Raw genomic sequence first — 25,346 nt, 5'->3', positions numbered from 1 at the left:
CAAGGCCGGTTGAGCCTCAGTGGAACAACCGACACCCCTGACGCTCACCCAACCATTGCGCGCTGTGGGTACGGCCCAAACCGCTGGCTGTCACTACACGCTTTTGCGGGTTGTCGGCGAAGGCGCTGGTGGGCACGTATTGCTTCACATAGCCCTGGCAATAGTCGGCCGGTAGGCCTTGTACATAGCGGCAGGAGCAGTATTCCTTGGCGGTGTAGGCGCCAATGATGTCGGGGAAAGCGTGCAGGTTGTGGCGCTCATGCCAGACCCAGCCCAGCAGGACGAGCAGCAACAGGAGCAAGACGCTGCCGAGTGGACGGCGGCGGATCATGGCTGCACCTGCGTGGCCACGGCGGCCAGTACGCGCTTGAGCAATTCGTTGTGGCGATAACTGCCGTCGCGGTCATCGGCGTAGCGCACGATCACCAGGCCTTCGTCGGGCAGGACATACAGCGCCTGGCCCCAATGTCCGAGAGCGGCGAAGGTGTCGGCGGGGGCATCTGGCCAGGCCAGTGCTGCGCCTCGGGCACCACGGTTGAGCCACCAATGACCGCCGGGGACCGCTTCATCCTGACCGGCCTTGTAGTGCTCAAAAGGTTGGCGATTGAAGTCCACCCATTCCTTGGGCAATAGTTGCCGGTCGCCCCAACGTCCGTCCCGTACCATTAACAGGCCAACGCGTGCCAGGTCGCGCGCGCTGAGGTAAGCGTAGGACGAAGCGACGAAGGTTTCGTTGGCATCGCTTTCCCAGGTCGCGCTACGAATACCCAGGGGCGTGAACAACGCAGTCCAGGGATAGTCGACATAGGCCTTGGGCCCGAGCATGCCTTTGAGGGCGGCGGACACTAGATTGCTGTCGCCACTGGAGTAGCGAAACACTTGGCCGGGGGCGCTGAAAGACTCGGTGTTGGCAGCAAATTTCGCCATATCGGCGCGGCCGCGGGTATAGAGCATGGCCACCACTGAAGATTTCAGCGGGGCATACTCGTAGTCTTCCTGCCAGTCCAGGCCAGAGGCCCAGTGCAGCAAGTCGGCCAGGGTAATGTCCGGGTGTTGCTTCATCGGCGGATAAAAGCGAGCAGCCGGATCGCTCAACTTGAATCGCTCCTCGCCATAGGCCACGCCCAATACCGTGGCCATCAGGCTTTTGCTGATGGACCAGGTCAGGTGCGGCGTGCTGGCGGTGACCGGCGCGGCGTAGCGCTCATAGATGATTTGACCGTCACGAATCACCAACAGTGCGTCGGTGCGGATGCCTTCACGGGTAACCTCGTTTCGAGGCGCGAAAGCATAGTCTTCCAGTGCCTTGACGGCGGGACCGGACAATTGCGGGCCCTGGGACCAATCCTTTGTCGGCCAGGTTTCGGCGAATACCGTAGCGGTGAAGAGCAGCAAGGCAACGCACAATAGACCTTTGACCATGAACGAGGACTCGTGGGCATTCAAGCCCGCGAGCCTAGTCGAGACAGATGACCGTTTGGCGACAGATTCAGCCAGGTGTCGGGGTCAAGGCTTTTTCCAGGCGCTTGGCCCGTGCCGTGGCGGCCAGGTCCAGAACGCCTTGGTCACGCTGCCACAGCGCAGCCCATGGCCCGGTACCCATGGCTTCATTGATCTGCGCTTTCAGCGCCTCGAACTGGGCAAACAATCCACCCAGCAACACATGCCCCGCCGCCGAGGCCGTTGGCTGGCGACTGACTTCAGCGCAACCGGCCAGCAACGCCAGGAGCTGCAGTTGCAAGCTGCGAGGCCAGGCGCATTCCTGACCGATTCCCTGCAGCCACGCGGTCATCGCGCTGAGCACATAGGTGTCTTCAAGCGTGCGGAAGGGTTTGACGTAATCGTCCCAGCCATCCCCCGGCAAGCGTTCGCACAAGGCATGATCAAGATGCACACGACCATGGCTGATGTCGGGCATCAATGGCAGGGTGGGCAACGCCTCCAGGCGCACGCCGGAATCGCCGGCCAGTACCACCGCCAGGCTCAGGCGCGGTTTTTCATCCGGCGCTTCGCAGCGAGCGGCCACCAGCAACCAGTCGGCCGCGTCGCCAGCCGTCACGAAGTCCTTGCGACCGGTCAGGCGCAGATCGTCCAGGCGCGTTTGCATGTCCAGCGGACGCAGGCTGCGCTGTTCAGTCGCACACAAGGCGCCCAGGCTGTGGGGCGCGCTGGGCCAGAGCGCACGTAATGCCGCCTGGTACCCCACCAGAAAAGCCAGGCCTGGGGTGGGCATCAGGCGCGCGCCCTGTACCGCCAATTCAAAGGGCGTGACCGATCCCAATTGTTGCAACAAAGCACCGTAGCCCTCCGCCAGGTCGGGATGGGCAGGCAGTCGGTCGGGGCGTTTGAGCAAAGCGTGCCAAGGCATGGTGGGCTCCTCAAGGGGCTGTCATCTAAGCGTCACCGTAGGTTCATGGAGATGACACCGGGGGTACATAGCCTGACTTTGCACAACAAAGTCGACTGGCCGCAACCCTGGCCGGCACCTGGAGACTCGCCATGACTCAGATCGCCCGCATCAGCGACACCGGCAATGAACGCCGCCTGCAAGCCGAACGCCTGATCGGCGCCCAGGCTTTGCAAGAAGCCCAAGCCTTGCGTTTCACCGTTTTCAGTGGCGAGTTCAATGCCAAGCTGAAAGGCGCGGAACAAGGCCTGGACATGGATGACTATGATGTTCACTGCAGCCACATTGGCGTACGGGACTTGAACACCGGTCGACTGGTGGCCACCACCCGCCTGCTGGATCACCAGGCGGCCAGCACCCTGGGCCGGTTCTACAGTGAAGAAGAGTTCAGCCTCCACGGTCTGCTGCATTTGCAAGGGCCCATCCTGGAAATCGGCCGTACCTGCGTCGACCCGGCCTACCGCAACGGCGGCACCATCGCCGTGCTGTGGGGCGAATTGGCCGAAGTCCTCAACCAGGGCGGCTACAGCTACCTGATGGGGTGTGCGAGCATCCCGATGCACGACGGCGGCATCCAGGCCCACGCGATCATGCAGCGCCTGCGCGAACGCTATCTGTGCAATGAGCACCTGCGAGCCGAACCGAAAAAACCGCTGCCGAGCCTGGACCTGCCGTCCAACGTCATCGCGGAAATGCCGCCGCTGCTAAAAGCCTACATGCGCCTGGGCGCAAAAATCTGCGGCGAACCGTGCTGGGACGAGGATTTCCAGGTGGCCGACGTGTTCATTCTGCTCAAGCGTGACGAGCTGTGCCCGCGCTACGCCCGCCACTTCAAGGCTGCCATGTGATGAATCGTCTACGAGTCTACGGGCGGATCGCCCGCGTGCTGTTGGTAGTCGCCCTGGGCTTGAGCATGGCGAGCGTATTCGGTCTGTTTGAACGCATGGGGGTCGCCAACTCAATGGTCCGGCGCCAGCGCTGGTCACGTTTTTTCATGTCCCGGTTGACCCACGCCCTGCCCTTTCGCGTCAGTGTTCACGGCGAGCTGCCACAACAGCCGATGCTGTGGGTAAGCAACCACGTTTCATGGACGGATATTCCGTTGCTGGGCATGGTCACGCCGATGTCGTTCCTGTCCAAGGCCGAAGTGCGTACGTGGCCAGTCGCCGGTTGGCTGGCGGCGAAAGCCGGCAGTTTGTTTATCCGCCGTGGCGCGGGTGACAGCCAATTGATCCGCAAGCAGATGACCCGCCATCTGGAGCAACAGCACCCGCTGCTGATGTTCCCCGAAGGCACCACCACCGATGGCCGCACCTTGCGCACCTTTCACGGTCGACTGCTGGCCAGTGCAATTGACGCCGAAGTGTCGTTGCAACCGGTGGCGATTCGTTATTTGCGCGATGGGCAGATTGATCCACTGGCGCCATTTATTGGCGACGATGATTTGCTCTCGCATTTGATGCGCTTGTTTGGCAATGATCAGGGCGATGTGGAAATCCATCTGCTCAAGCCCATTGCCTGCGCCGGTCAGGAACGCGCGGCGCTGGCATATCAGGCGCAGCAGGCGGTGCAAAAGGCGTTGTTTGGGCCACTGCCGGAAACGGAACAGATGCCTGTTCGGCCGGCGTTCGCAGCCTGAAGCGGGCACGATTCAAAAGGTGGGAGCGGGCTTGCTCGCGAAAGCGGTTTTCCAACAAAAGATGTGCTGATTGATTCACCGCTTTCGCGAGCAAGCCCGCTCCCACAGTTTCAGCTATCAACGGTCAATTGGGCTTGTGCAAAGGTCTGCAACTGGGGGTAGAACAGCCGAAAGTCTTCACTCAGCGGTTCATATAACACCTGTAACTCCTGCATGGCATGGCCCAGTTCCTCAGGCTGGCTCAGACGCCGAGAGATCCCGCGTAACACCTGCTCCATCACCGCAAAGTCACGGTACGACCCCAGCCAATCATCCGCCGCCATATAAGGCGCGATCTGCGCCAGCCTTCCGGGCAGTTGCGGTTCGGCGGCCAACACCCGATAGACTTGCGAAGTAAAACGCTCCAACGGCTGATCGGCATACATCGCCCAATCACGCGCCAGGCAATGGTCAAAAAACACATCCAGGACAATCCCGGCATAGCGCCGCCGGGTCAGGCGGAAGCGTGACAGCGCCGCCCCGACCAGCGAATGAGTGTCGGTAAAGCGGTCGATCGAGCGATGCAACTGAATCGCCGACTCGATTTGCGGGTCGTATTGGCCTTGCAGGCGGCCTTTGACGAAGTCGCCATAAAGACTGCCCAGCAATTGAGCAGGAAGTTGGCCGCCGAGGTGCAGATGTGCGAGATAATTCATGGCGCGCAGTTTAACACTGCCGCCGACGTATCGTTATAACCCGATATACCGAATTGCTTGAGCCTAAGATCAAAATCATATTGGTATATCGGGATATAGCGATTTAAAGTTCGCCTTATCGCGATATAACGCTGCATCGACACCGAGCACTGCCATGTCCATTGACCTCGACGAAATAATAAAAGCCCTGGCGCACCCAGTACGGCGAGACATCCTCAACTGGCTGAAAGACCCGAAAGTGCAGTTCCCCGAACAGCTCCACAACCACGAATACGGTATCTGCGCCGGCCAGATAGACCAGCGTTGCGGGCTGTCGCAATCCACCGTTTCGGCGCACCTGGCGACGCTGCAGCGGGCAGGTTTGATCAGCAGCCAGAAAGCCGGCCAATGGCACTTTTTCCGACGTAATGAAGACGTGATCCAGGCAGTCATCCAAGCCATCACCGAAGAACTCAGCCCTACGCTGTAAAGGACCCGAAGATGCCCCTCTCGCTACTCATACTGGCCTTGAGCGCCTTCGCCATCGGCACCACCGAGTTTGTCATCATGGGCTTGCTGCCTGATGTGGCGGCCGACCTCGGTGTGTCGATTCCCGGCGCTGGCTGGCTGGTGACCGGTTACGCCCTGGGCGTGGCCATTGGAGCGCCCTTCATGGCACTGGCCACCGCCAGATTGCCACGCAAGGCCGCCCTGGTAGCGTTGATGGGTATTTTCATCATCGGCAACCTGCTCTGCGCCCTGGCCAGTGACTACAACGTGCTGATGTTCGCCCGTGTGGTGACTGCCCTCTGCCACGGCGCATTCTTCGGGATCGGCTCGGTAGTGGCCGCCAATCTGGTGCCAGCCAACAAGCGCGCTTCCGCCGTGGCGCTGATGTTCACCGGTTTGACCCTGGCCAATGTGCTCGGCGTGCCGCTGGGTACCGCGCTGGGCCAGGAAGCCGGCTGGCGCTCGACCTTCTGGGCCGTGACCGGGATTGGCGTGATTGCCCTGATGGGCCTGATGCGCTTTTTGCCGGCCAAGCGTGACGAAGAGAAACTCGACATGCGCGCCGAACTGGCAGCGCTCAAGGGCGCCGGGATCTGGTTGTCGTTGAGCATGACCGCGCTGTTCGCCGCGTCGATGTTCACCCTCTTCACCTACGTGGCGCCGTTGCTCGGGGATGTCACCGGCATTTCGCCAAAAGGCGTGACCTGGACCCTGCTGCTGATCGGCCTGGGCCTGACCGTGGGCAACATTATCGGCGGCAAGCTGGCGGACAAGCGCCTGGCGGCCACACTGATCGGCGTATTCATCAGCATGGCGGTGGTTTCCACCGCACTGAGCTGGACCAGCGTCGCGATTATCCCCACGGAAATCACCCTGTTCCTTTGGGCCACCGCCTCGTTTGCCGCCGTGCCTGCGCTGCAGATCAACGTGGTGACCTTCGGCAAGGCCGCGCCCAACCTGGTGTCGACCCTGAACATCGGTGCGTTCAACATCGGCAACGCCTTGGGTGCCTGGGTCGGCGGCAGCGTCATCGCCCACGGCTTCGGCCTGACCAGCGTGCCGTTGGCAGCCGCGGCCCTCGCGATCCTGGCGCTGATAGTCACGCTGATTACCTTTCGCCAGGGCGGCAATGCCGACCTGGCCCCCGCTACCAACTGATCATCTCAACAGACGAGTATTTGCTATGACGACTATTTTCGACCCAATCAAACTCGGCGACCTGGAGCTGGCGAACCGTATCATCATGGCGCCGCTGACCCGTTGCCGCGCGGATGCCGGTCGGGTGCCCAATGCATTGATGGCTGAATACTACGTACAGCGCGCCTCCGCAGGCCTGATCCTCAGCGAAGCCACTTCAGTGACACCGATGGGCGTCGGCTATCCGGACACGCCGGGCATCTGGTCCAACGACCAGGTGCGTGGCTGGGCCAATATCACCAAGGCTGTGCACGGCGCGGGCGGCAAGATTTTCCTGCAATTGTGGCATGTGGGCCGTATCTCCCATGAGTCGTACCTGGACGGCGAAACGCCGGTGGCGCCAAGCGCGATCCAGCCGGCTGGCCACGTTAGCCTGGTGCGCCCGCTCTCCGACTATCCGACACCGCGCGCCCTGGAAACCGCAGAAATCGCCGACATCGTCGATGCTTACCGTGTCGGCGCCGAAAACGCCAAGGCCGCCGGTTTCGACGGCGTGGAAGTCCACGGCGCCAACGGCTACCTGCTCGACCAGTTCCTGCAAAGCAGTACCAACCAGCGCACCGACAACTACGGCGGCTCCCTTGAGAACCGTGCGCGCCTGCTGCTGGAAGTGACTGACGCGGTGATTGAAGTCTGGGGACCAGGCCGCGTGGGCGTGCATCTGGCACCGCGTGCCGACGCCCATGACATGGGCGACGACAACCTGGCGGAAACCTTCACCTACGTCGCTCGCGAACTGGGCAAGCGCGGTATCGCGTTCATCTGCTCCCGTGAAAAGGAAGCCGACGACAGCCTCGGTGCACAATTGAAAGCCGCTTTTGGCGGCCCCTACATCGCTAACGAACGCTTCACCAAGGACAGCGCCAATGCCTGGCTGGCCGCAGGCAAGGCCGACGCCGTGGCCTTCGGCATCCCGTTCATTGCCAACCCGGACCTGCCGGCACGCCTGAAGATCGACGCGCCGCTTAACGAGCCACAGCCGCAAACCTTCTACGGCAAAGGCCCAGTCGGCTACATCGACTACCCGACGCTCGCACTCTGACCTGCTTCCCCTGTAGGAGCGAGCTGGCTCGCGAAGAGCGTTAACCATAACGCAGCGCATCTGCTTTATTCTTCGCGAGCAAGAGCCAGGCGCGCCCTCGCGCCAACAAAAGACAAAAGCCCCGGTTCGTGAGAGCCGGGGCTTTTTTGTCTAGGGCGGGAAACATTCCTTCACAGCAATGCAACAATATCGCTACAAAATACTTAGCCGGCTACCTTCAAACCCCGCGCCTACGCGTATATAAAGTCATCCCACTTAATCAGCTAAAAGGACGATTGAGCGTCTTTGGTCTTTACTGTTGACACAAATTGACTGAAATACGCACTTTGTCTTAATTGCGCAGGCTTGGGCTCAAGCGCAGCATATCCAGCCCGGTATCGACCCAACGCTCAGCCTCCTGGTGCAACTCGAAACTGTCAGGCACCAGTAACCATTGGCCGAGAAGACCGTTGATATAGGCATGCAAGGTCACCGCTGCCCGAACCGTATCGAGATTTTCCGGGAGCTGCCCGCGCTGGAGCGCGTTATGCAAGGTCAGCCCGATGCGCAGATTGCATTCGAGGCTGGCGGTCTGGCGTTGACGACGCAGATCACACATTTCATCGGTGAATTCGCATTTATGAAACAAAATCTCATTAATGCGCCGAGTCTTCGGGTCCAGGGCTACTTGATGGAACAAATGAATCAGCAGCTTGCGCATGCACCCCAGCGGATCGACTTCGTCTTCGCTTTCACTGGCCCTGGCCAATTCGTCCAGCGGCTCGTGCAACGTATCGAGCATCGCCTGAACCAGGTCGGCCTTGTTGCTGAAATGCCAGTAGATCGCACCGCGCGTGACGCCCGCCAACGCCGCGATATCCGCCAGCGTGGTACGCGCCACGCCGCGTTCGTAGAAGGCCTGCTCGGCGGCTTCAAGTATTTGGCTACGCGTTTCCTGAGCTTCCTCTTTGGTACGACGAACCATGGCAGTAACACCTCAATCAGGACACGGGCGGTGGTCAATAACCACCTTCTGAATAATTATGGGACGACGCCGTCATGGGCACCGAACGTAATAGAATCGAAGCTTTCAGCGGTGCTTTGTAAGGAATCCGCGAAGCCTGTCAAGAGTTTACAAACAACCATGAACGTAAGTATATTGCGTAGCAAGCTACTTATCCACTCAATGCCTGTTTTTTACCCTTCCACACTTCTTGTGCGCATTCAGCGCGCCTGACCCGAGGATCTTCATGCAACTTAAGCCAGCTGTTACCGCCCTGGTCACTGCCGTCGCCCTGGCATCGCTGCTCAGCGGATGTAAAAAGGAAGAAGCGGCTCCGCCCGCTCAAACCCCTCAGGTCGGCGTGGTCACCCTTCAACCTCAAGCCTATACCCTGACTACCGAGCTGCCCGGACGCACCACTGCGTACCGCATCGCGGAAGTTCGTCCTCAGGTCAACGGCATCATTCTCAAGCGTCTGTTCAAGGAAGGCAGCGACGTCAAGGAAGGCCAGCAGCTCTATCAGATCGATCCGTCGGTCTATGAAGCCACCTTGAAAAGCGCCCAGGCCAGCCTGCAACAGACCAAGTCGATTGCCGACCGCTACAAGCAGTTGGTCGACGAGCAGGCCGTCAGCCGTCAGGAGTACGACACGGCCGTCTCCAACCGCATGACCGCCGAAGCCAACCTGCAAACCGCGCAGATCAATGTGCGCTACACCAAAGTGTTCGCGCCGATTTCCGGGCGTATCGGTCGCTCTGCGGTCACCCAGGGCGCCCTGGTCAGCAACGGCCAGGCCGACGCCATGGCAGTGATCCAGCAACTGGACCCGATCTACGTCGACGTCACGCAGTCTTCCGCCGAGATGCTGAAACTGCGGCGTGACCTGGAAAGCGGTCAACTGCAGAAATCCGGCGACAATGCCGCCATGGTCAAGCTGACCCTGGAAGACGGCAGCGAGTACGCGCAGCCCGGCAAGTTGGAATTCTCCGAAGTTTCGGTCGACCAGACCACCGGCTCCGTGACCCTGCGCGCCGTGTTTCCCAACCCTGATCACATCCTGCTGCCGGGCATGTTTGTCCATGCCCAGCTGCAAGCCGGCGTGAACAGCAAGGCGATTCTGGCCCCGCAACAAGGCGTGACCCGCGATATCAAGGGCATCCCCACCGCGCTGGTGGTCAACGCCGACAACAAGGTCGAACAGCGTGAGCTGGTTGCCAACCGTACCGTCGGCGCCTACTGGCTGGTTGAAAAAGGCTTGCAGGCTGGCGACCGTGTGATCACTGAAGGCTTGCAGTTCATCAAGCCGGGGATCGCGGTTGAAGTGAAGGACGCCACCAACGCCAAGCCCGCCGGTACTGCTCCTGCCGCCGCTGGCAAAGGGGAGTAATTCATGTCGAAATTTTTTATCGACCGCCCCATTTTCGCTTGGGTAATTGCCCTGGTGATCATGCTGGTCGGCGCTCTATCGATCCTCAAATTACCCATCAACCAATACCCGGCCATTGCGCCAACGGCCATTGATATCCAGGTCACCTACCCGGGCGCTTCCGCACAGACTGTGCAGGACACCGTGGTGCAGGTTATCGAGCAACAGCTCAACGGTATCGACAACTTGCGTTATGTCTCCTCGGACAGTAATTCCGACGGCAGCATGACCATCACCGCGACGTTCAATCAGGGGACCAACCCGGACATCGCGCAGGTCCAGGTGCAGAACAAGCTGAACCTGGCGACCCCATTGCTGCCGCAAGAAGTGCAGCAACAGGGGATCCGGGTGACCAAGTCGGTGAAGAACTTCCTGATGGTGATCGGCCTGGTGTCCGAAGACGGCTCCATGAACAAGGATGACCTGTCCAACTACATCGTTTCCAATATCCAGGACCCGATTTCCCGGACGTCCGGCGTGGGCGACTTCCAGGTCTTCGGTTCCCAGTACGCCATGCGTATCTGGCTGGATCCGGCCAAGTTGAACAACTTCCAGATGACCCCGGTGGATGTCAGCAACGCTGTCCAGGCGCAGAACGTGCAGGTGGCCACCGGCCAACTGGGCGGCCTGCCTGCCCTGCCCGGCACACAGTTGAACGCGACCATCATCGGCAAGACCCGCCTGCAAACCGCCGAGCAGTTTGAAAAGATTCTGCTGCGCGTGAATGCCGACGGCTCCCAGGTACGCCTGGGCGATGTGGCCCGTGTCGAACTGGGCGGCCAGAACTACAGCATCAGCGCGCAGTTCAACGGCAAGCCGGCTTCCGGCATGGCGATCAAGCTGGCATCCGGCGCCAACGCCCTGGACACCGCCAAGGCCATCCGTGAAACGGTTGCGTCCCTCGAACCGTTCTTCCCGCCTGGCATGAAAGCCGTGGTCCCGTATGACACCACCCCGGTAGTGACCGAATCGATTTCCGGGGTAGTGCATACCCTGATCGAGGCGATCGTCCTGGTGTTCCTGGTGATGTACCTGTTCCTGCAGAACTTCCGCGCCACCATCATCACCACCATGACGGTGCCGGTGGTATTGCTGGGCACCTTCGGGATCCTCGCGGCCTTCGGTTTCACCATCAATACCCTGACCATGTTCGGCATGATCCTGGCCATCGGCCTGCTGGTGGACGATGCGATCGTGGTGGTGGAGAACGTCGAACGGGTCATGGCCGAGGAACACTTGTCGCCGAAAGAGGCGACGGTCAAATCCATGAGCCAGATCCAGGGCGCCCTGGTCGGTATTGCCCTGGTGCTGTCGGCGGTACTGCTGCCAATGGCATTCTTCGGCGGTTCCACGGGGGTCATCTATAAACAGTTCTCCATCACCATCGTTTCGGCGATGGCGCTGTCGGTACTGGTTGCGCTGATCTTCACCCCGGCGCTCTGCGCCACCATGCTCAAGCCGATCGATCCCGAGAAGCACGGCCAACCCAAGCGCGGTTTCTTCGGCTGGTTCAACCGCTCCTTCGACCGTGGCGTACTGAGCTACGAACGCGGCGTGGGCAACATGATCAAGCACAAGGCGCCTTCGTTCCTGGTGTACCTGATCATCTTCGCCGGCATGATCTGGCTGTTCACGCGTATTCCGAGCGCGTTCCTGCCCGAGGAAGACCAGGGCGTGATCTTCGCCCAGGTGCAGACACCGGTTGGCTCTTCGGCCGAACGAACCCAGACGGTCATCGACGACATGCGCGCCTACCTGTTGAACGACAAGGAAGGCGAGCCGGGCGAAGGCAAGGCCGTGCAGTCGGTGTTTACCGTAAACGGCTTCAACTTTGCCGGTCGTGGCCAGAGTTCGGGCCTGGCGTTCGTCATGCTCAAGTCCTGGGATGAGCGCGATGCCTCGACCTCGGTGTTTGAGGTGGCCAAGCGTGCGCAGGGCTACTTCTCCCAGACCTTCAAGGACGCCATGGTGTTCGCCATCGTGCCGCCCTCGGTTCTGGAACTGGGTAACGCCACCGGTTTCGACGTGTTCCTGCAGGACCAGGGCGGTGTCGGCCATGACAAGCTCATGCAGGCCCGCAACCAGTTCCTGGGCATGGCCTCGCAGAGCAAGATCCTGGCAGGCGTTCGTCCCAACGGCGTCAACGATGAGCCGCAGTACGAGCTGACCATTGACGACGAGAAGGCCAGCGCGCAGGGCATCAGCCTCGCCAGCATCAACCAGACCCTGGCGATCGCGCTGGGTGGCAGCTACATCAACGACTTCATCGACCGTGGTCGGGTGAAGAAGGTCTATATCCAGGGTGAAGCCGCCAGCCGGATGACGCCTGAAGACCTGACGAAATGGTTCGTCCGCAGCAACGACGGAAAGATGGTGCCACTCTCGGCCATCGCCTCCGGCGACTGGATCTTCGGTTCGCCGAAACTCTCGCGGTACAACGGTGTAGCAGCGATGGAAATCCTCGGCACCCCGGCACCGGGCTACAGTACCGGTGATGCGATGGCGGAAGTCGAGCGGATCGCCAAGCAATTGCCGTCGGGTATCGGCTATGCCTGGACCGGCCTTTCGTATGAAGAACGCCTGTCCGGTTCCCAGGCGCCTGCGTTGTACGCCCTGTCGTTGCTGGTGGTATTCCTCTGCCTGGCCGCGCTGTACGAAAGCTGGTCGATCCCGATTGCAGTGGTGCTGGTTGTACCGCTGGGCGTCATCGGGGCCCTGATGGCTACCAGCCTGAGGGGGCTGTCCAACGACGTGTTCTTCCAGGTGGGACTGTTGGTGACCGTCGGCCTGGCCTCGAAGAACGCCATCCTGATCGTGGAATTCGCCAAGGAGCTCCACGAACAGGGCAAAGGCATCGTCGAGGCGGCGATCGAGGCATCCCGCATGCGCCTGCGCCCGATCATCATGACGTCCATGGCGTTCATCCTCGGCGTACTGCCGCTGGCGATCTCCTCGGGCGCAGGTTCAGGCAGCCAACACGCCATCGGTACCGGCGTAATTGGCGGTATGATCACCGCAACCGTCCTGGCGATCTTCTGGGTGCCATTGTTCTTCGTCACCGTGTCATCCATCGGCAGCCGCAAGAAAACCGACAAGTCCGACACACCGCACACTCCTAAAGAGGCTGGCTAATGCGCAAGTCGCTACTTTCCCTGGCAGTCACCGCATTCGTGCTCAGTGGCTGCTCGCTGATCCCTGACTATCAGCAGCCCGAAGCACCGGTTGCCGCCCAGTTCCCGCAGGGGCCGGCGTATTCGTCGGCCCAGGCGCCGAGCCAGGCCGCTGCCGAGCAAGGCTGGAAGCAGTTTTTCCATGACCCGGCCCTGCAACAACTGATTCAGGTGGCCTTGGTAAACAACCGCGACCTGCGTGTCGCGGCCCTGAACATCGACGCCTTCGCGGCGCAGTACCGTATCCAGCGTGCCGACCTGTTCCCGGCCGTTTCGGCCAATGGCAGCGGCAGCCGTCAGCGGGTTCCCGCACGCGCCTCGCAAACCGGCGAGGCGGGTATCACCAGCTCATACTCGGCGACGCTCGGGATCAACGCTTACGAGTTGGACCTGTTCGGTCGAGTGCGCAGCCTGAGTGAGGAAGCGTTGCAGAAGTACTTCGCTACCGAAGAAGCACGCCGCAGCACACAGATCAGCCTGGTGGCCAGCGTGGCCAACGCCTACCTGACCTGGCAGGCCGACAAGGAGCTGCTGAAGCTGACCCAGGACACCTTGGGCGCGTTCGAGCAGAGCTACAAGCTCACCTCCCGCAGCAATGAGGTCGGCGTGGCCTCGGCCCTGGACTTGAGTCAGGCGCGGACCTCGGTCGAGAGCGCGCGCGTCCAACTGGCGCGCTACACCCGCCAGGTGGCTCAAGACGAAAACAACCTGACGATGTTGCTGGGCACCAGCCTGCCGGCGAATATCGCCAGCAAGCCACTGTCCGACGATCTGTTGAGCGAAGTACCCGCCGGCTTGCCTTCGGACCTGCTGCAACGTCGCCCCGACATCCTGCAGGCCGAATACAACCTCAAGGCCGCCAACGCCAATATCGGCGCGGCCCGTGCGGCGTTCTTCCCGAGCATCAGCCTGACGGCCAATGCCGGTACGCTGAGCCCGGACCTTGGCGGTCTGTTCAAAGGCGGTTCGGGCACCTGGTCGTTCGCCCCGCAGATCAACATCCCGATCTTCAACGCCGGTAGCCTGCGCGCAAGCCTGGATTACTCGAAGATCCAGAAAGAGATCAACGTCGCGAACTACGAGAAGGCGATTCAGACCGCATTCCAGGAAGTCTCCGACGGCCTGGCGGCACGAGCGACCTACAACCAACAGTTGCAGGCCCAGCGTGATTTCGTCGAGGCCAACCAGGACTACTACCGTCTGGCCGAGCGTCGCTACCGCATTGGTGTCGACAGCAACCTGACCTTCCTCGATGCCCAGCGCCAGCTGTTCAGTGCCCAGCAAACGCTGATCACCGACCGCCTGGCACAGTTGACCAGCGAAGTGACCTTGTACAAGGCCTTGGGTGGCGGCTGGAATGAGCAAACGGCGCAGAACACGCCGCCGAAGAAGCAAGAAGCGCCAGAACTGAAGCTGTTCTGATAGCAACCAACAAGCCCACCTCTGCTGCATTTGTGGCGAGGGGGCTTGTCCTGTGGCGAGGGGGCTTGTCCCCCGTTGGGGCGCGAAGCGGCCCTGAAACCAGTCGCTGAGTTTTTTCTGAAAGAATGCGGTGATGCCTATTAGGGCCGCTTCGCGCCCCAACGGGGGACAAGCCCCCTCGCCACAGACAAGCCCGATATCACAGACAAGCCCATCACCACAGACAAGCCCGATATCACAGGCAAGCCCCATCACCACAAGCAAACACCCCCGCCCTGCTCCACCTGTCCCTGCGCAAAACCGGTTGATCGTCAGCTAGCCGATAAGTCTGCTGTAAAACCGCGACAATCTTGCTGTATGGTGCGCGCCTGTCGCTGCCGACTTCGCTCGATAGCGGCCTCTACTTGAGCCTGCGCACAGCATGAAATCCTTCGCCATTGCCTCCGTACTACTCGCCCTGGCGCTAAGCCTCAGCGGCTGCATTGGCGCGCCCATCGTCCTGACCTCACTGACCGCGGAACGCCTGGAAACCCAGGCCCCGGTGCGCTTTTTGCTGACCTTCGATGACGGCCCCAGCGCTTCCGGCTATGCCAACCCCAGCCGCTCGGTGATCGCCGACCTGGCCGACAATCCCGTACAGCCGGGCATCAAGGCGATCTTCTTTTTACAGACCGAGTCGGCACGTGGCGGCGGCAGCGAGCGTGGTCGTAAAACCATGCAGCGCGAGCACGCGGCCGGCCATATCCTGGCCTTTCACACCGCAACGCGCTGGCATACCAACCATCGCTTGCTGGATGACGAGGAACTGGCGCAGACCCTACGCCTGGGCGCGGCGAGCATCGCTTCGATCACCGGCGCTGCGCCCCGACTGATTCGTCCGCCCTTCTGGAATTACGACAAACGCACCTTCGCCGCCTATCGGCAACAGGGCATGCACATTCTGTTGACGGACTTGAGCGCCAATGACGGCAAGATATGGGGTTTCAATGCCAGCCCCAGGCGCCGAGCCAACCTGCTGCTGCAGCTGTCGCAAGCGCGAGAACGAATCGCCCTCGGCGAACTGCCAACAGTGGACGGCGTAATCCCCGTGGTGGTGACCTTTCACGACATCAACCGCTATACCGCGCGGCACATGAAGGAATACCTGCAGATTCTGCTGGACAGCGCTCAAGCCAATGGCCTGAAAACCGCTGCCGAGCCGTTCTACACGGACTCCATCAGTCTCGAGCGCGCCGCTCTGGCGCGCACGGTGAAAGACATCGATGAAGTGGTGTATCTGCCGGGGATATGGAATTGGCTGTGGGAAGATGATTCCCGCTGACTACACCCGCGTGCTCAACCCTGCTCCCGCGATTCGACGCCCAACTCATCCCAGACGGACTCGGCCAGGTGAAAGGTCGCATTGGCCGCCGGAATCCCGCAGTAGATCGCGCTCTGCATCAACACCTCCTTGATCTCGGCGCGGGTCACGCCATTGCTGGCGGCGGCGCGCAGGTGCAGCTTCAGCTCCTCGTTGCGGTTCATGCCGATCAGCATTGCGATGGTAATCAAGCTGCGGGTGTGGCGGGGCAAGCCCGGACGGGTCCAGATGTCACCCCAGGCGTGGCGGGTGATCATGTCCTGGAACTCGCGGTTGAACTCGGTCAGCGCGTTCAGGCTGCGGTCGACATGCGCATCGCCCAGGACTTCACGACGCACCTTGAGGCCGTCGGCATAACGTTGTTTTTCGTCCACGAAAGGTTCCTCAGCGGGCCAGCAGGAATGACAGCACCCGGTCGCTGAACGCAGCACCGGCTTGCACGTTGGACAAATGCGCCGCAGGGAACTCGGCGTACTCGGCGCCCTTCACCTGCGCCTGAATGAACTGGCTGCCCGAGGGCGGCGTGACCGCATCGTCGGTGCCGGCAATCACCAGCGTCGGCAGCGTGATCGACGACAATTGCTGACGAAAATCCGCATCCCGCACCGCCGCACAGTTGGCGGCATAGCCTTGGGGTGAAGTGGCCGCCAGCATGTCGGTAATGCGCTGGGTCTGGTCGGGATTGGCCTCGGCAAAATCAGCGGTGAACCAGCGCGCAATCGACGCATCCCGCAACGCCACCATCGCGGCCTGGCCATCGCGCAAGACCATTTCGATCCGCGGGTCCCATACCTCGGGGGTGCCGATTTTCGCCGCCGTATTACACACCACCAGTCGCAGCAAGCGTTCGCCAGCGTTGATACCCAGCCATTGGCCGATCAACCCGCCCATGGACAGACCGCAAAAATGTGCGCGCTGGATCTGCAGCGCATCCAGCAGCGCCAGTACATCACGTCCCAACTGCTCGATGCTGTAGGGACCTTCGGTGACCAGGGACTTGCCATGGCCACGGGTGTCGAGGCGCAACACCTGGAAATGCTCGGTGAACGCCGGCATCTGGGTGTCCCACATGTGCAAGTCGGTACCCAATGAGTTGGAGAGCACCAATACCGGTGCGCCTTGCGGGCCTTCAAGTTGATAGTTCAGTTCGCCATCAGCGAGTTGTACACGTGCCACAGCAGCCTCCTCAGGCAGAAAATCCAAAGTGTCCCGCGACCGCGCGGCTGACCCAGGTGTGCGCCTGGCCCAGATAGTGCGCAGGGTCCAACAAACGATCCAATTCGGCCGCCGATAGCTCGGCGGTCACTTGCGGCTCATCGGCCAACACCGCGCGCAGATGCCGCTGCTCGGCGACCGCGCGTTTGCAGCACTGCTCCAGCAAATGGTGCGCGGTTTCGCGCCCCAGGCGTTGGGCCAGCACCATGCTAACGGCCTCGGCCAGCACCAGGCCTTGGGTCAAATCAAGGTTGCGGCCCATGCGTTGCGGATCGACTTCCAGGCCTTCGCTTACCAGCAGTGCTTGATGCAAGGCGCCGGAGACCAGCCGGCAAATCTCGGGCAGGGTTTCCCATTCGGCGTGCCACAGGCCCAGGCTGCGTTCGTGCTCCTGAGGCATCGCGCTGAACATCGTCGCCACCAGGCCCGGAACCCGTGTCGCGCAGCTGATCAAAACCGCGGCCCCGACTGGATTGCGCTTGTGGGGCATGGTCGAAGAACCACCCTTGCCCGGCGCCGACGGCTCGAACACTTCTGCCGCTTCCGTCTGCATCAACAAGCTGATATCGCGGCCGAGCTTGCCGAGGTTGCCGGCGATCAAACCGAGGACCGCGGCAAACTCCACCAGCCGGTCACGCTGGGTATGCCAGGGTTGCTCCGGCAAACTCAATTGCAGGTGCGCCGCCAGGGCCTCGGCCACCGGCATCGCCTGTTCGCCCAGCGCCGCGAGGGTTCCGGAGGCGCCGCCAAACTGCAGCACCAGCAAGCGTGGCTTGAGCTGCGCCAGGCGCTCTCGACTACGCGTCACAGCGCCCAGCCAGCCGGCGATTTTCATCCCCAGCGTCACAGGCGTCGCGTGCTGCAGCCAGGTGCGTCCGGCCATCGGCGTTGCAATATAGCGTTGGGCCTGAGCGGCAAGGATGTCTCCCAGCCGCGCCAGATCGTCTTCAATCAGCGTCACGGCGCGGCGCACTTGCAGCACCAGGCCGGTGTCCATCACATCCTGGCTGGTGGCGCCCAAGTGTACGTAGCGCTCGGCACCCGCATCGGCACTGGCGATCTGTTTACCGAGTGCCTTGATCAGCGGGATCGCTGAATTACCCGCGGTGGCTATCGCCTCGCCCAGCGCGCTCGTATCGTAGAGCGACGCCAGGCAGGCCTGCGCTATCGATGCCACGGCTGCTTGCGGAATCACCCCAACCTGGGCTTCGGCCCGGGCCAGCGCGGCTTCGAAGTCCAGCATGCCTTGCAGCCGGCCTTGGTCACAGAACACCTCGGCCATGCTGTCGGCCGTGAAATAGGTGTCGAACAACTGATTGCTCGTGCGCGTCGTCATAAACCATCCTTAAGGCACGCACGCCCTCAAAGGCGCGCCAACCGGTTACAGATCGTGGTGCAAGTACTCTGCCTGTTTCGGCAGGCGCAAGCTGAACAGGAATGCGATCGCCATCATGCCGGTGACATACCAGTAGAAGGTGTTTTCCATGCCGATGGACTTCAGGCCAAGGGCCACGTACTCCGCTGAACCGCCGAAAAGGGCATTTGCCACCGCGTATGCCAGGCCCACACCGAGTGCGCGCACTTGTGGCGGGAACATCTCGGCTTTTACCAGGCCGCTGATGGAGGTGTAGAAGCTGACAATCGCCAACGCCAGGGTAATCAGTACAAAGGCCAGGAACGGACTGCTCACGGTTTTGAGGGTCAACAGGATCGGCACGGTGCACAGCGTACCGAGGGCGCCGAACCAAAGCATCGAATTACGCCGGCCGATCTTGTCCGAAAGCATGCCAAACAGTGGCTGCATGCACATATACAGAAACAGCGCGCCGGTCATGATGTAGCTGGCCGTCTTGGCGTGCATCCCGGCGGTGTTCACCAGGTACTTCTGCATGTAAGTGGTAAAGGTGTAGAAAATCAGCGAGCCGCCGGCGGTATAGCCGAGCACGGTGATAAACGCCGCTTTGTGATCGCGAAACAGCGCGGCAATGCTGCCGGCGTCTTTGTTGTCGCGCATCTCCTGGCTGGTGGTTTCTTTCAGGGAGCGACGCAGTAACAGCGAAATCACCGCGGCAATCGCGCCGATCACAAACGGAATCCGCCAGCCCCAGGCGCGCAGTTCTTCTTCAGTCAGCAGTTGTTGCAGGATCACCACCACCGACACGGCCAGCAATTGCCCGCCGATCAAGGTCACGTACTGGAACGAAGCGAAGAACCCGCGCTGGCCTTTGAGCGCCACTTCGCTCATGTACGTTGCCGTGGTGCCGTATTCGCCGCCCACCGACAGCCCTTGGAACAACCGCGCCGCCAGCAGCAAGGCCGGAGCCCAGGCGCCGATGTCTTTGTAAGTGGGCAAAAAGGCAATGACCAGAGAGCCGGCGCACATCATCAGCACCGAGATCATCATCGAGTTTTTGCGCCCATGCTTATCGGCCACCCGGCCAAACAGCCAACCACCAATGGGCCGCATCAGGAAACCGGCGGCGAATACGCCTGCGGTGTTCAGCAGTTGAACCGTGGGGTCATCGGAAGGGAAAAACGCCGGAGCGAAATAAATCGCACAGAAGGCGTAGACGTAGAAGTCGAACCATTCGACCAGATTGCCGGACGAAGCCCCGACAATTGCAAAAATCCGTTTGCTGCGTTCTTCTCCGGTGTAGTGACCGGTATGGGTTGTCATATTTTTTCACTCGTAGGGAACGGACTTAACCCTAGACATACTTTGTAACAGTCTCGTTCCGCAAGTAGACTTTTGGGGTGGTGAGGGGGAGAAGGAACAGGCCGAAGCGTGCCGCGAAAATTTCGCGACCTGCATGACCGAGCCGACTATGGATTCACCGATGAGCGTTCAGGTCGATGTAACACTGGCATATCCCCTGGTCAGTCCCCTCTCGCCCTGGGGCATGGATATCTACACAATTTTCAGAAACCGACGATTTTCCCTGTGGCGAGCGGGCTTGTCCCGCTTGCCACAACAGCCCTCTCTGCTTGGATTTAAGCGTTGAGGCAAAATTGTGTGGGGTGGCCCTGAAGCCCCCCTCAATAATCGAAAAACACCGTCTCTTTATCCGTCCCCTGCAACACCACGTTCCACTGATACACCCCCGACGCGTCCGCCTTGGCAATCAAGGTACTGCGGCGTTCAGCGGGTACACACCCCAACAACGGGTCATCCCCATTCATCACTTCACCGTCAAAATAAATCCGCGTCAGCAAGTGCTTTACCAGGCCACGGGCAAACACCAATACCACCAGGTGCGGGGCCTGGGTCGTGCCCTCCAACCCCGGCACGCTGCCCGGCTTGATGGTGGAAAACCGAAAACGCCCTTCGGCGTCCACCGGCACTCGGCCAAACCCTTCGAAGCTGGGATCCAGGGGTTTGTCCTGCTCATCTTCGGGGTGGTCATATTTACCGGCAGCATTGGCTTGCCAGACTTCCAGCATGGCGTCGTTGACGGCATCACCGTTGCCATCCAGCACTTGCCCGCTGATCGCCACCCGCTCGCCCAAGGTCTCGGCCGAGGCTAGATCTTCGCGGTTCAGCCAAGTCAGGCCGATATGATAGTAAGGCCCGACGGTGTGGGATGTAGTCGCGTAAAGAGTCATCTCATTTCTCCATCGGCGTGGCGTCGCGGCCGCGCAGGACGATGTCCCAGCGGTAGCCGAGGGCATAATGCGGAATGGTTTTTTCAAGGTCGAAACGGGCGATCAAGCGTTCCTTGGCCGAGGTGTCGGGCACGCAGTTGTAGATCGGGTCGTATTCCAGCAACGGGTCGCCGGGGAAATACATCTGCGTCACCAGCCGCGTCAGCACGCTGGGGCCAAACAGCGAAAAATGAATATGCGCCGGGCGCCAGGCATTGTGATGATTGCCCCACGGATAGGCGCCGGGCTTGATGGTCTGGAACTGGTACCAGCCGTCGGCATCGGTGACCGTGCGACCGGTGCCGGTGAAGTTCGGGTCCAGGGGCGCGTCGTGCAGATCGCGCTGATGGTTGTAGCGTCCAGCGGCGTTGGCCTGCCAGATTTCCACCAGGATGCCCGGTACCGGCAGGCCGTTCTCATCCAGCACGCGGCCGTGGATGATGATGCGCTCGCCTTGCGGCTCGCCATCGTGCTGGGCTGTGAGGTCGTTGTCCTTCTCGTCGATGCGTTCGGTGCCGATAGTCGGGCCGGTGATTTCCGACAACGAATGGGGCAGAAACACCAACGGCTTGGACGGCGAACGCAGGTTCGTCGACTGGTACGCCGGGTGCAGGTAATCAGGCTGAGTACCCGCTTGCGGGCGCCGGTATCCGGGCTTGTCACTCATGGATCAATCCTCGTTGTTCTGGTGTTTTAAACGCGCTCGATAGCCAGCGCCAAGCCTTGGCCGACGCCGACGCACATGGTTGCCAACCCCTTGTGCCCCCCGGTTTTTTCGAGTTGGTGCAGAGCCGTCAATACCAGCCGAGCACCGCTCATGCCCAACGGATGGCCCAAGGCAATGGCGCCACCGTTCGGGTTGACCTGCGGCGCGTCGTCCGCCAGGCCCAGCTCACGCAGCACCGCCAGGCCTTGGCTGGCGAAGGCTTCGTTGAGTTCGATCACATCAAAGTCGCTGACGGCCAGCCCCAGGCGTTCCACCAGCTTGCGCACCGCCGGTACCGGGCCGATCCCCATGACTCGCGGCGCCACACCGGCGCTGGCCATGCCCAATACCCGGGCGCGTGCGGTCAGGCCGTGTTGTTTCACGGCAGCGGCAGACGCCAGAATCAGCGCGGCGGCGCCATCGTTCACACCAGAGGCGTTGCCGGCGGTGACGGTCTTGTCCGGGCCGTTGACCGGTTTGAGTCGGGTCAGGGCTTCCAGGGTGCTATCGGCCCGAGGATGCTCATCATGTTCGACCAGGATCTCGCCTTTTTTATGCGCGACCCGCACCGGCACGATTTCTTCAGCGAAATAACCGGCGGCCTGAGCAGCGGCGGCGCGTTGCTGGCTGCGCAAGGCAAAGGCGTCTTGATCGGCGCGCGATACCTGGTAGTCGTCGGCCACGTTATCGGCGGTCTGCGGCATCGCATCGACACCGTATTGGGCCTTCATCAACGGGTTGATGAAACGCCAGCCGATGGTGGTGTCTTCCAGCTTCATGTTGCGCGAGAACGCCGCGTCGGACTTGCCCATCACAAACGGCGCACGGGACATCGACTCGACGCCACCGGCAATCGCAAGCTCCATTTCACCACTGGCAATCGCGCGGAACGCGGTGCCAATCGCGTCCATGCCCGAAGCACACAAACGATTGAGGGTCACGCCAGGAATGCTGTCGGGCAAACCGGCCAGCAATGAAGCCATGCGTGCCACGTTGCGGTTGTCTTCGCCCGCCTGGTTGGCACAACCGAGAAACACTTCCTCGACCGCGCTCCAATCCACGCAAGGGTTACGCTCCATCAGCGCCTTGATCGGCAAGGCGGCCAGATCATCGGCGCGCACGCTCGACAAACCGCCACCGAAACGCCCGATAGGTGTGCGAATGGCGTCACAGATAAATACGTCGCGCATCAGGCTTCTCCTGGGGCTTGGCCATGGGCGGCGGCCGTGCGGGCTTCAAGGTCGCGCAGGGCAGTCAATTCAACCTCGGTGGGTTCAGCACTGGTGCTGACCTGATCGGCAAACCGAATCGCCCAGCCGGTGGCGGCGACCACCTGTTCACGCGTGACACCTGGGTGCAGGGCGGTGACCACGAATTCGTGAGTGCCCTCCTCCGGCTCCATGATGCACAGGTCAGTAATGATCCCCACCGGCCCCGCGCCCGGCAGGCCGAGGCGCTTGCGCGAATCCCCGCCTTCGCCGTGGCCTACCGAGGTGATGAAATCCAGTTTGTCGACGAACGAACGCGCCGATTGCTTGAGGATAATCAGCACGCTCTTGGCGGAGCCGGCAATCTCCGGCGCGCCACCCGCGCCCGGCAGGCGGACTTTGGGCTGGTGATAGTCACCGACCACCGTGGTGTTGATATTGCCGAAGCGGTCGACCTGGGCGGCGCCGAGGAACCCGACATCAATACGTCCGCCTTGCAACCAGTAGCGAAAAATCTCACCGGTCGGTACGACGGTGTCGGCGGTTTCCGCCAGTTCGCCATCACCGATCGACAACGGCAGCACCGAGGGCTTGGCGCCGATCGGGCCGGACTCATAAATCAACACCACATCCGGCGAGGACGTCAGGCGTGCCAGGTTGGCGGCCTTGGAGGGCAAGCCGATACCGACGAAGCACACCGAACCGTTCTTCAGGCGACGCGCGGCAGCCACAGTCATCATTTCATTGGTCGAGTACGTCATTACTTGGCCTCCTGCGCGGCAGCCAGTTTGGCTTGGAACTGACTGAAGTCAGCGGTGCCGTGGATGTATTCAGCAATCCATGCGGTAAACGTCCCACGGTCCCGGGCAATCGGGTCCCAGGCCTGATAAAAGCGGTTGTCACGCTCGGTGTAACCATGCGCGTAGGACGGATGCGCACCGCCCGGGACATGGCAAACGGCGGTCAGCGCCCAGGTGGGCAGGACGCACGCGTTCATTGGCGCCTTCAGGTCGTCGACGATTTCCTCGACGGTGACGATGCAACGCCGGGCCGCCAAGGCGGCTTCTTTCTGTACGCCGAGAATTCCCCACAACAGCACATTGCCCTTGCGGTCGGCTTTTTGCGCGTGGATCACGGTAACGTCCGGACGCACCGATGGCACCGCGGCCAGCACTTCACCGGTAAATGGGCAGGTGACGGATTTGATCAGCGGGTTGACCTTCGGCAGGTCAGAACCTGCGTAAGCACGCAACACCGCAAACGGCAGGCCGGAGGCTCCGGCAACGTAGGCATTCGCCAAGTCGGCATGACTGTGTTCTTCAATTTCCAGGGGTTGCGGCCACTGTTTCTCCACCGCGTCCCGCAGACGATGCAACGAGCCCACGCCGGGATTGCCGCCCCAGGAGAAAATCAACTTGCGGGCGCAGCCTGCACCGATCAGTTGGTCGTAGATCAGGTCGGGCGTCATGCGCACCAGCGTCAGGTCTTTCTTGCCCTGACGAATGATTTCATGACCTGCCGCTGTAGGGATCAGATGAGTAAAGCCTTCGAGCGCGACGGTATCGCCATCGTTGACGAACTGCTTTACCGCATCAGACAGCGAGAGAATTTCAGCCATGGGGTTGGGCTCCCGGTGTGGGTCGAAAAAGGCGCTGAGGGCAGCGCTGAAGTGCCTGAAGGTTAAGCCGGGGAATTTCGCCAAACAATCCGATAATCGACTGAGCGTTCGATTATCGAACAGATTGTTGTCTGGCTATCGATTACGCTTCAGGGGCGTATCGGCATGACTGACCAGGGCCCAGCGCTGCCGCGACATTAATGAGCCAGGGAAAACACCGTCAATTCGTCAAAGCGGGATCTGTGCGGTCACCGAACGCTAAGCGAACAATTGGGCGCTCAGCTCCTGGCTGGCGCTGAGCATGCTCGGCAGAAAGCGCTGCTCGAGCTCGCTGCGGCTGACCCGCCCGGCGTGGGTGCTGACATTGAGCGCAGCCAATACCTGACCAGACGCGTCATACACCGGCACGGCGATGGAACGCAGCCCTTGCTCCAATTCCTGATCAACGATGCACCATCCCTGCTGCCGAACTTGTTGCAGGCATTCGAGCAAGGCCTGGGGCGTGGTCAACGTGCGACTGGTCTTGGTTTGCAGGTCGGCATGGTCCAGGTAGTCCTGCAACGAGGCATCGTCGAGGGCGGCCAGCAAGATCCGTCCCATGGACGTGCAGTAGGCCGGCAGACGGCCGCCGACCGAAAGGTCCACCGAAATCAGGCGTTGGGTGGTGGCGGAGCGGGCGATATAAAGGATGTCGTCACCTTCCAGGGTCGCCATGTTGCAGGCTTCATGCAACTGCTCGCTCATGCGGTCCAGGTAAGGCTGGGCGGAAACGGCCAAAGGCGTGGAAGACAGGTAGGCATGGCCGAGGGTCAAGACCTTGGGCAACAGGGAATAAGTTCGCCCGTCAGTGGTGGCGTAGCCGAGCTTGATCAAGGTATGCAGGCAACGACGTACGGCGGCACGCGGGATTTCCGTGCGGTGGCTGATCTGGGCGATGGTCAGGTGGCGCTTGCGCTCCTGAAACGCCTGCACCACCGCCAGGCCACGCGCCAGGGACGTCATGAAATCCGGATCGCCGGTAAACGCCTGAATCCGTTTGGCCGGTGACGCAACGATAGGCGGCGCTACTGATGCAAAGGAGTTGCGCAATTGATCGTTCATTCCAGGCCCTTTCTCTTGTTTTCGATG

General features: G+C 61.1%; 24 protein-coding genes. 9 read left to right on the top strand and 15 right to left on the bottom strand.

What is annotated here, in order from left to right; translation table 11 throughout:
• Positions 1-16 precede the first annotated feature (16 nt).
• From AC6CIA_RS06040 to AC6CIA_RS06030, 3 genes are all read right to left on the bottom strand, one after another.
• Positions 17-331: an amidase gene (locus AC6CIA_RS06040; protein ID WP_498311083.1), complete on the bottom strand. Its 315-nt coding sequence runs from the start codon at positions 329-331 to the stop codon at positions 17-19.
• A complete protein-coding gene (locus tag AC6CIA_RS06035) occupies positions 328-1,422 on the bottom strand; it encodes a serine hydrolase domain-containing protein (protein ID WP_498311082.1) in 1,095 nt (364 codons plus the stop codon). The genes AC6CIA_RS06040 and AC6CIA_RS06035 overlap by 4 nt, the downstream gene beginning before the upstream one ends.
• A 67-nt stretch (positions 1,423-1,489) precedes the next feature.
• Positions 1,490-2,368, bottom strand: coding sequence for an acyl-CoA dehydrogenase middle domain-containing protein (locus AC6CIA_RS06030; protein ID WP_498311081.1), 879 nt, complete (start codon positions 2,366-2,368; stop codon positions 1,490-1,492).
• 131 nt (positions 2,369-2,499) lie between these two features.
• On the opposite strand from AC6CIA_RS06030, the gene olsB reads away from it, so the two are divergent.
• Together olsB and AC6CIA_RS06020 are read left to right on the top strand one after the other, a co-directional pair.
• Positions 2,500-3,255, top strand: a complete 756-nt coding sequence (gene olsB, locus AC6CIA_RS06025; RefSeq protein ID WP_084377008.1) for an L-ornithine N(alpha)-acyltransferase — start codon at positions 2,500-2,502, stop codon at positions 3,253-3,255.
• The gene (locus AC6CIA_RS06020) at positions 3,255-4,046 is read left to right on the top strand and encodes a lysophospholipid acyltransferase family protein (RefSeq protein ID WP_498311080.1); all 792 of its coding nucleotides are present in this window, start codon (positions 3,255-3,257) and stop codon (positions 4,044-4,046) included. Before olsB ends, AC6CIA_RS06020 begins: the two co-directional genes overlap by 1 nt.
• Before the next feature lie 110 nt (positions 4,047-4,156).
• Here AC6CIA_RS06020 and AC6CIA_RS06015 read toward each other — a convergent pair whose 3' ends face one another.
• Positions 4,157-4,741 carry an acyl carrier protein phosphodiesterase gene (locus tag AC6CIA_RS06015; RefSeq protein WP_498311079.1) on the bottom strand — a complete coding sequence of 195 codons (585 nt, stop codon included), beginning with the start codon at positions 4,739-4,741 and terminating at the stop codon, positions 4,157-4,159.
• A 154-nt stretch (positions 4,742-4,895) separates the two neighbouring features.
• Here AC6CIA_RS06015 and AC6CIA_RS06010 point away from each other — a divergent pair, with 154 nt between their 5' ends.
• From AC6CIA_RS06010 to AC6CIA_RS06000, 3 genes are read left to right on the top strand one after another with little or no spacing between them, the layout of a single operon-like run.
• Entirely contained in the window at positions 4,896-5,210 is a 315-nt protein-coding gene (locus AC6CIA_RS06010; protein ID WP_339529101.1) for an ArsR/SmtB family transcription factor, read from the top strand.
• A gap of 11 nt (positions 5,211-5,221) precedes the next feature.
• The gene (locus AC6CIA_RS06005; protein ID WP_498311078.1) at positions 5,222-6,388 is read left to right on the top strand and encodes an MFS transporter; all 1,167 of its coding nucleotides are present in this window, start codon (positions 5,222-5,224) and stop codon (positions 6,386-6,388) included.
• Positions 6,389-6,413: 25 nt separating this feature from the next.
• Positions 6,414-7,469 (top strand): alkene reductase, encoded by a 1,056-nt coding sequence (locus AC6CIA_RS06000; RefSeq protein ID WP_498311077.1) that lies wholly within the window; start codon positions 6,414-6,416, stop codon positions 7,467-7,469.
• 331 nt (positions 7,470-7,800) lie between these two features.
• Here the strand turns inward: AC6CIA_RS06000 and AC6CIA_RS05995 are convergent, their stop codons facing one another.
• Positions 7,801-8,433 carry a TetR family transcriptional regulator gene (locus AC6CIA_RS05995; RefSeq protein WP_498311076.1) on the bottom strand — a complete coding sequence of 211 codons (633 nt, stop codon included), beginning with the start codon at positions 8,431-8,433 and terminating at the stop codon, positions 7,801-7,803.
• A 265-nt stretch (positions 8,434-8,698) separates the two neighbouring features.
• Between AC6CIA_RS05995 and AC6CIA_RS05990 the strand changes: the two genes are divergently transcribed.
• From AC6CIA_RS05990 to AC6CIA_RS05975, 4 genes are all read left to right on the top strand, one after another.
• Positions 8,699-9,838: an efflux RND transporter periplasmic adaptor subunit gene (locus AC6CIA_RS05990; RefSeq protein WP_339529097.1), complete on the top strand. Its 1,140-nt coding sequence runs from the start codon at positions 8,699-8,701 to the stop codon at positions 9,836-9,838.
• Between the two features lie 3 nt (positions 9,839-9,841).
• The gene (locus tag AC6CIA_RS05985) at positions 9,842-13,009 is read left to right on the top strand and encodes an efflux RND transporter permease subunit (RefSeq protein ID WP_498311075.1); all 3,168 of its coding nucleotides are present in this window, start codon (positions 9,842-9,844) and stop codon (positions 13,007-13,009) included.
• Positions 13,009-14,469 (top strand): AdeC/AdeK/OprM family multidrug efflux complex outer membrane factor, encoded by a 1,461-nt coding sequence (adeC, locus tag AC6CIA_RS05980; RefSeq protein WP_498311074.1) that lies wholly within the window; start codon positions 13,009-13,011, stop codon positions 14,467-14,469. The genes AC6CIA_RS05985 and adeC overlap by 1 nt, the downstream gene beginning before the upstream one ends.
• Positions 14,470-14,890: 421 nt before the next feature.
• Entirely contained in the window at positions 14,891-15,790 is a 900-nt protein-coding gene (locus tag AC6CIA_RS05975; protein WP_498311073.1) for a polysaccharide deacetylase family protein, read from the top strand.
• A gap of 14 nt (positions 15,791-15,804) precedes the next feature.
• Here the strand turns inward: AC6CIA_RS05975 and pcaC are convergent, their stop codons facing one another.
• The 10 genes from pcaC to pcaR form a co-directional block, all read right to left on the bottom strand.
• On the bottom strand, positions 15,805-16,203 hold the full coding sequence (pcaC, locus tag AC6CIA_RS05970; RefSeq protein WP_498311072.1) for a 4-carboxymuconolactone decarboxylase: 399 nt from the start codon (positions 16,201-16,203) through the stop codon (positions 15,805-15,807).
• Positions 16,204-16,213: 10 nt separating this feature from the next.
• A complete protein-coding gene (gene pcaD / locus AC6CIA_RS05965; protein WP_498311071.1) occupies positions 16,214-17,005 on the bottom strand; it encodes a 3-oxoadipate enol-lactonase in 792 nt (263 codons plus the stop codon).
• Between the two features lie 10 nt (positions 17,006-17,015).
• The gene (locus tag AC6CIA_RS05960; protein WP_498311070.1) at positions 17,016-18,380 is read right to left on the bottom strand and encodes a 3-carboxy-cis,cis-muconate cycloisomerase; all 1,365 of its coding nucleotides are present in this window, start codon (positions 18,378-18,380) and stop codon (positions 17,016-17,018) included.
• Positions 18,381-18,425: 45 nt separating this feature from the next.
• Positions 18,426-19,721 (bottom strand): MFS family transporter, encoded by a 1,296-nt coding sequence (locus AC6CIA_RS05955; RefSeq protein WP_498311069.1) that lies wholly within the window; start codon positions 19,719-19,721, stop codon positions 18,426-18,428.
• Positions 19,722-20,080: 359 nt separating this feature from the next.
• On the bottom strand, positions 20,081-20,647 hold the full coding sequence (gene pcaG / locus AC6CIA_RS05950) for a protocatechuate 3,4-dioxygenase subunit alpha (protein WP_498311068.1): 567 nt from the start codon (positions 20,645-20,647) through the stop codon (positions 20,081-20,083).
• 1 nt (position 20,648) lies between these two features.
• A complete protein-coding gene (pcaH, locus tag AC6CIA_RS05945) occupies positions 20,649-21,353 on the bottom strand; it encodes a protocatechuate 3,4-dioxygenase subunit beta (RefSeq protein ID WP_498311067.1) in 705 nt (234 codons plus the stop codon).
• 26 nt (positions 21,354-21,379) lie between these two features.
• Positions 21,380-22,585, bottom strand: coding sequence for a 3-oxoadipyl-CoA thiolase (gene pcaF, locus AC6CIA_RS05940; RefSeq protein WP_498311210.1), 1,206 nt, complete (start codon positions 22,583-22,585; stop codon positions 21,380-21,382).
• A complete protein-coding gene (locus AC6CIA_RS05935; protein WP_339529087.1) occupies positions 22,582-23,361 on the bottom strand; it encodes a CoA-transferase subunit beta in 780 nt (259 codons plus the stop codon). The genes pcaF and AC6CIA_RS05935 overlap by 4 nt, the downstream gene beginning before the upstream one ends.
• Positions 23,361-24,218 (bottom strand): CoA transferase subunit A, encoded by an 858-nt coding sequence (locus tag AC6CIA_RS05930; RefSeq protein WP_498311066.1) that lies wholly within the window; start codon positions 24,216-24,218, stop codon positions 23,361-23,363. The genes AC6CIA_RS05935 and AC6CIA_RS05930 overlap by 1 nt, the downstream gene beginning before the upstream one ends.
• Before the next feature lie 258 nt (positions 24,219-24,476).
• A complete protein-coding gene (gene pcaR / locus AC6CIA_RS05925) occupies positions 24,477-25,319 on the bottom strand; it encodes a pca regulon transcriptional regulator PcaR (RefSeq protein ID WP_339529085.1) in 843 nt (280 codons plus the stop codon).
• Between the last annotated feature and the right edge of the window lie 27 nt (positions 25,320-25,346).

This window comes from Pseudomonas sp. GQ91 (genome assembly GCF_059758795.1).
Note: the sequence above shows the minus strand (reverse complement) of the source record. Positions and strands in the feature narration are given on the sequence as shown.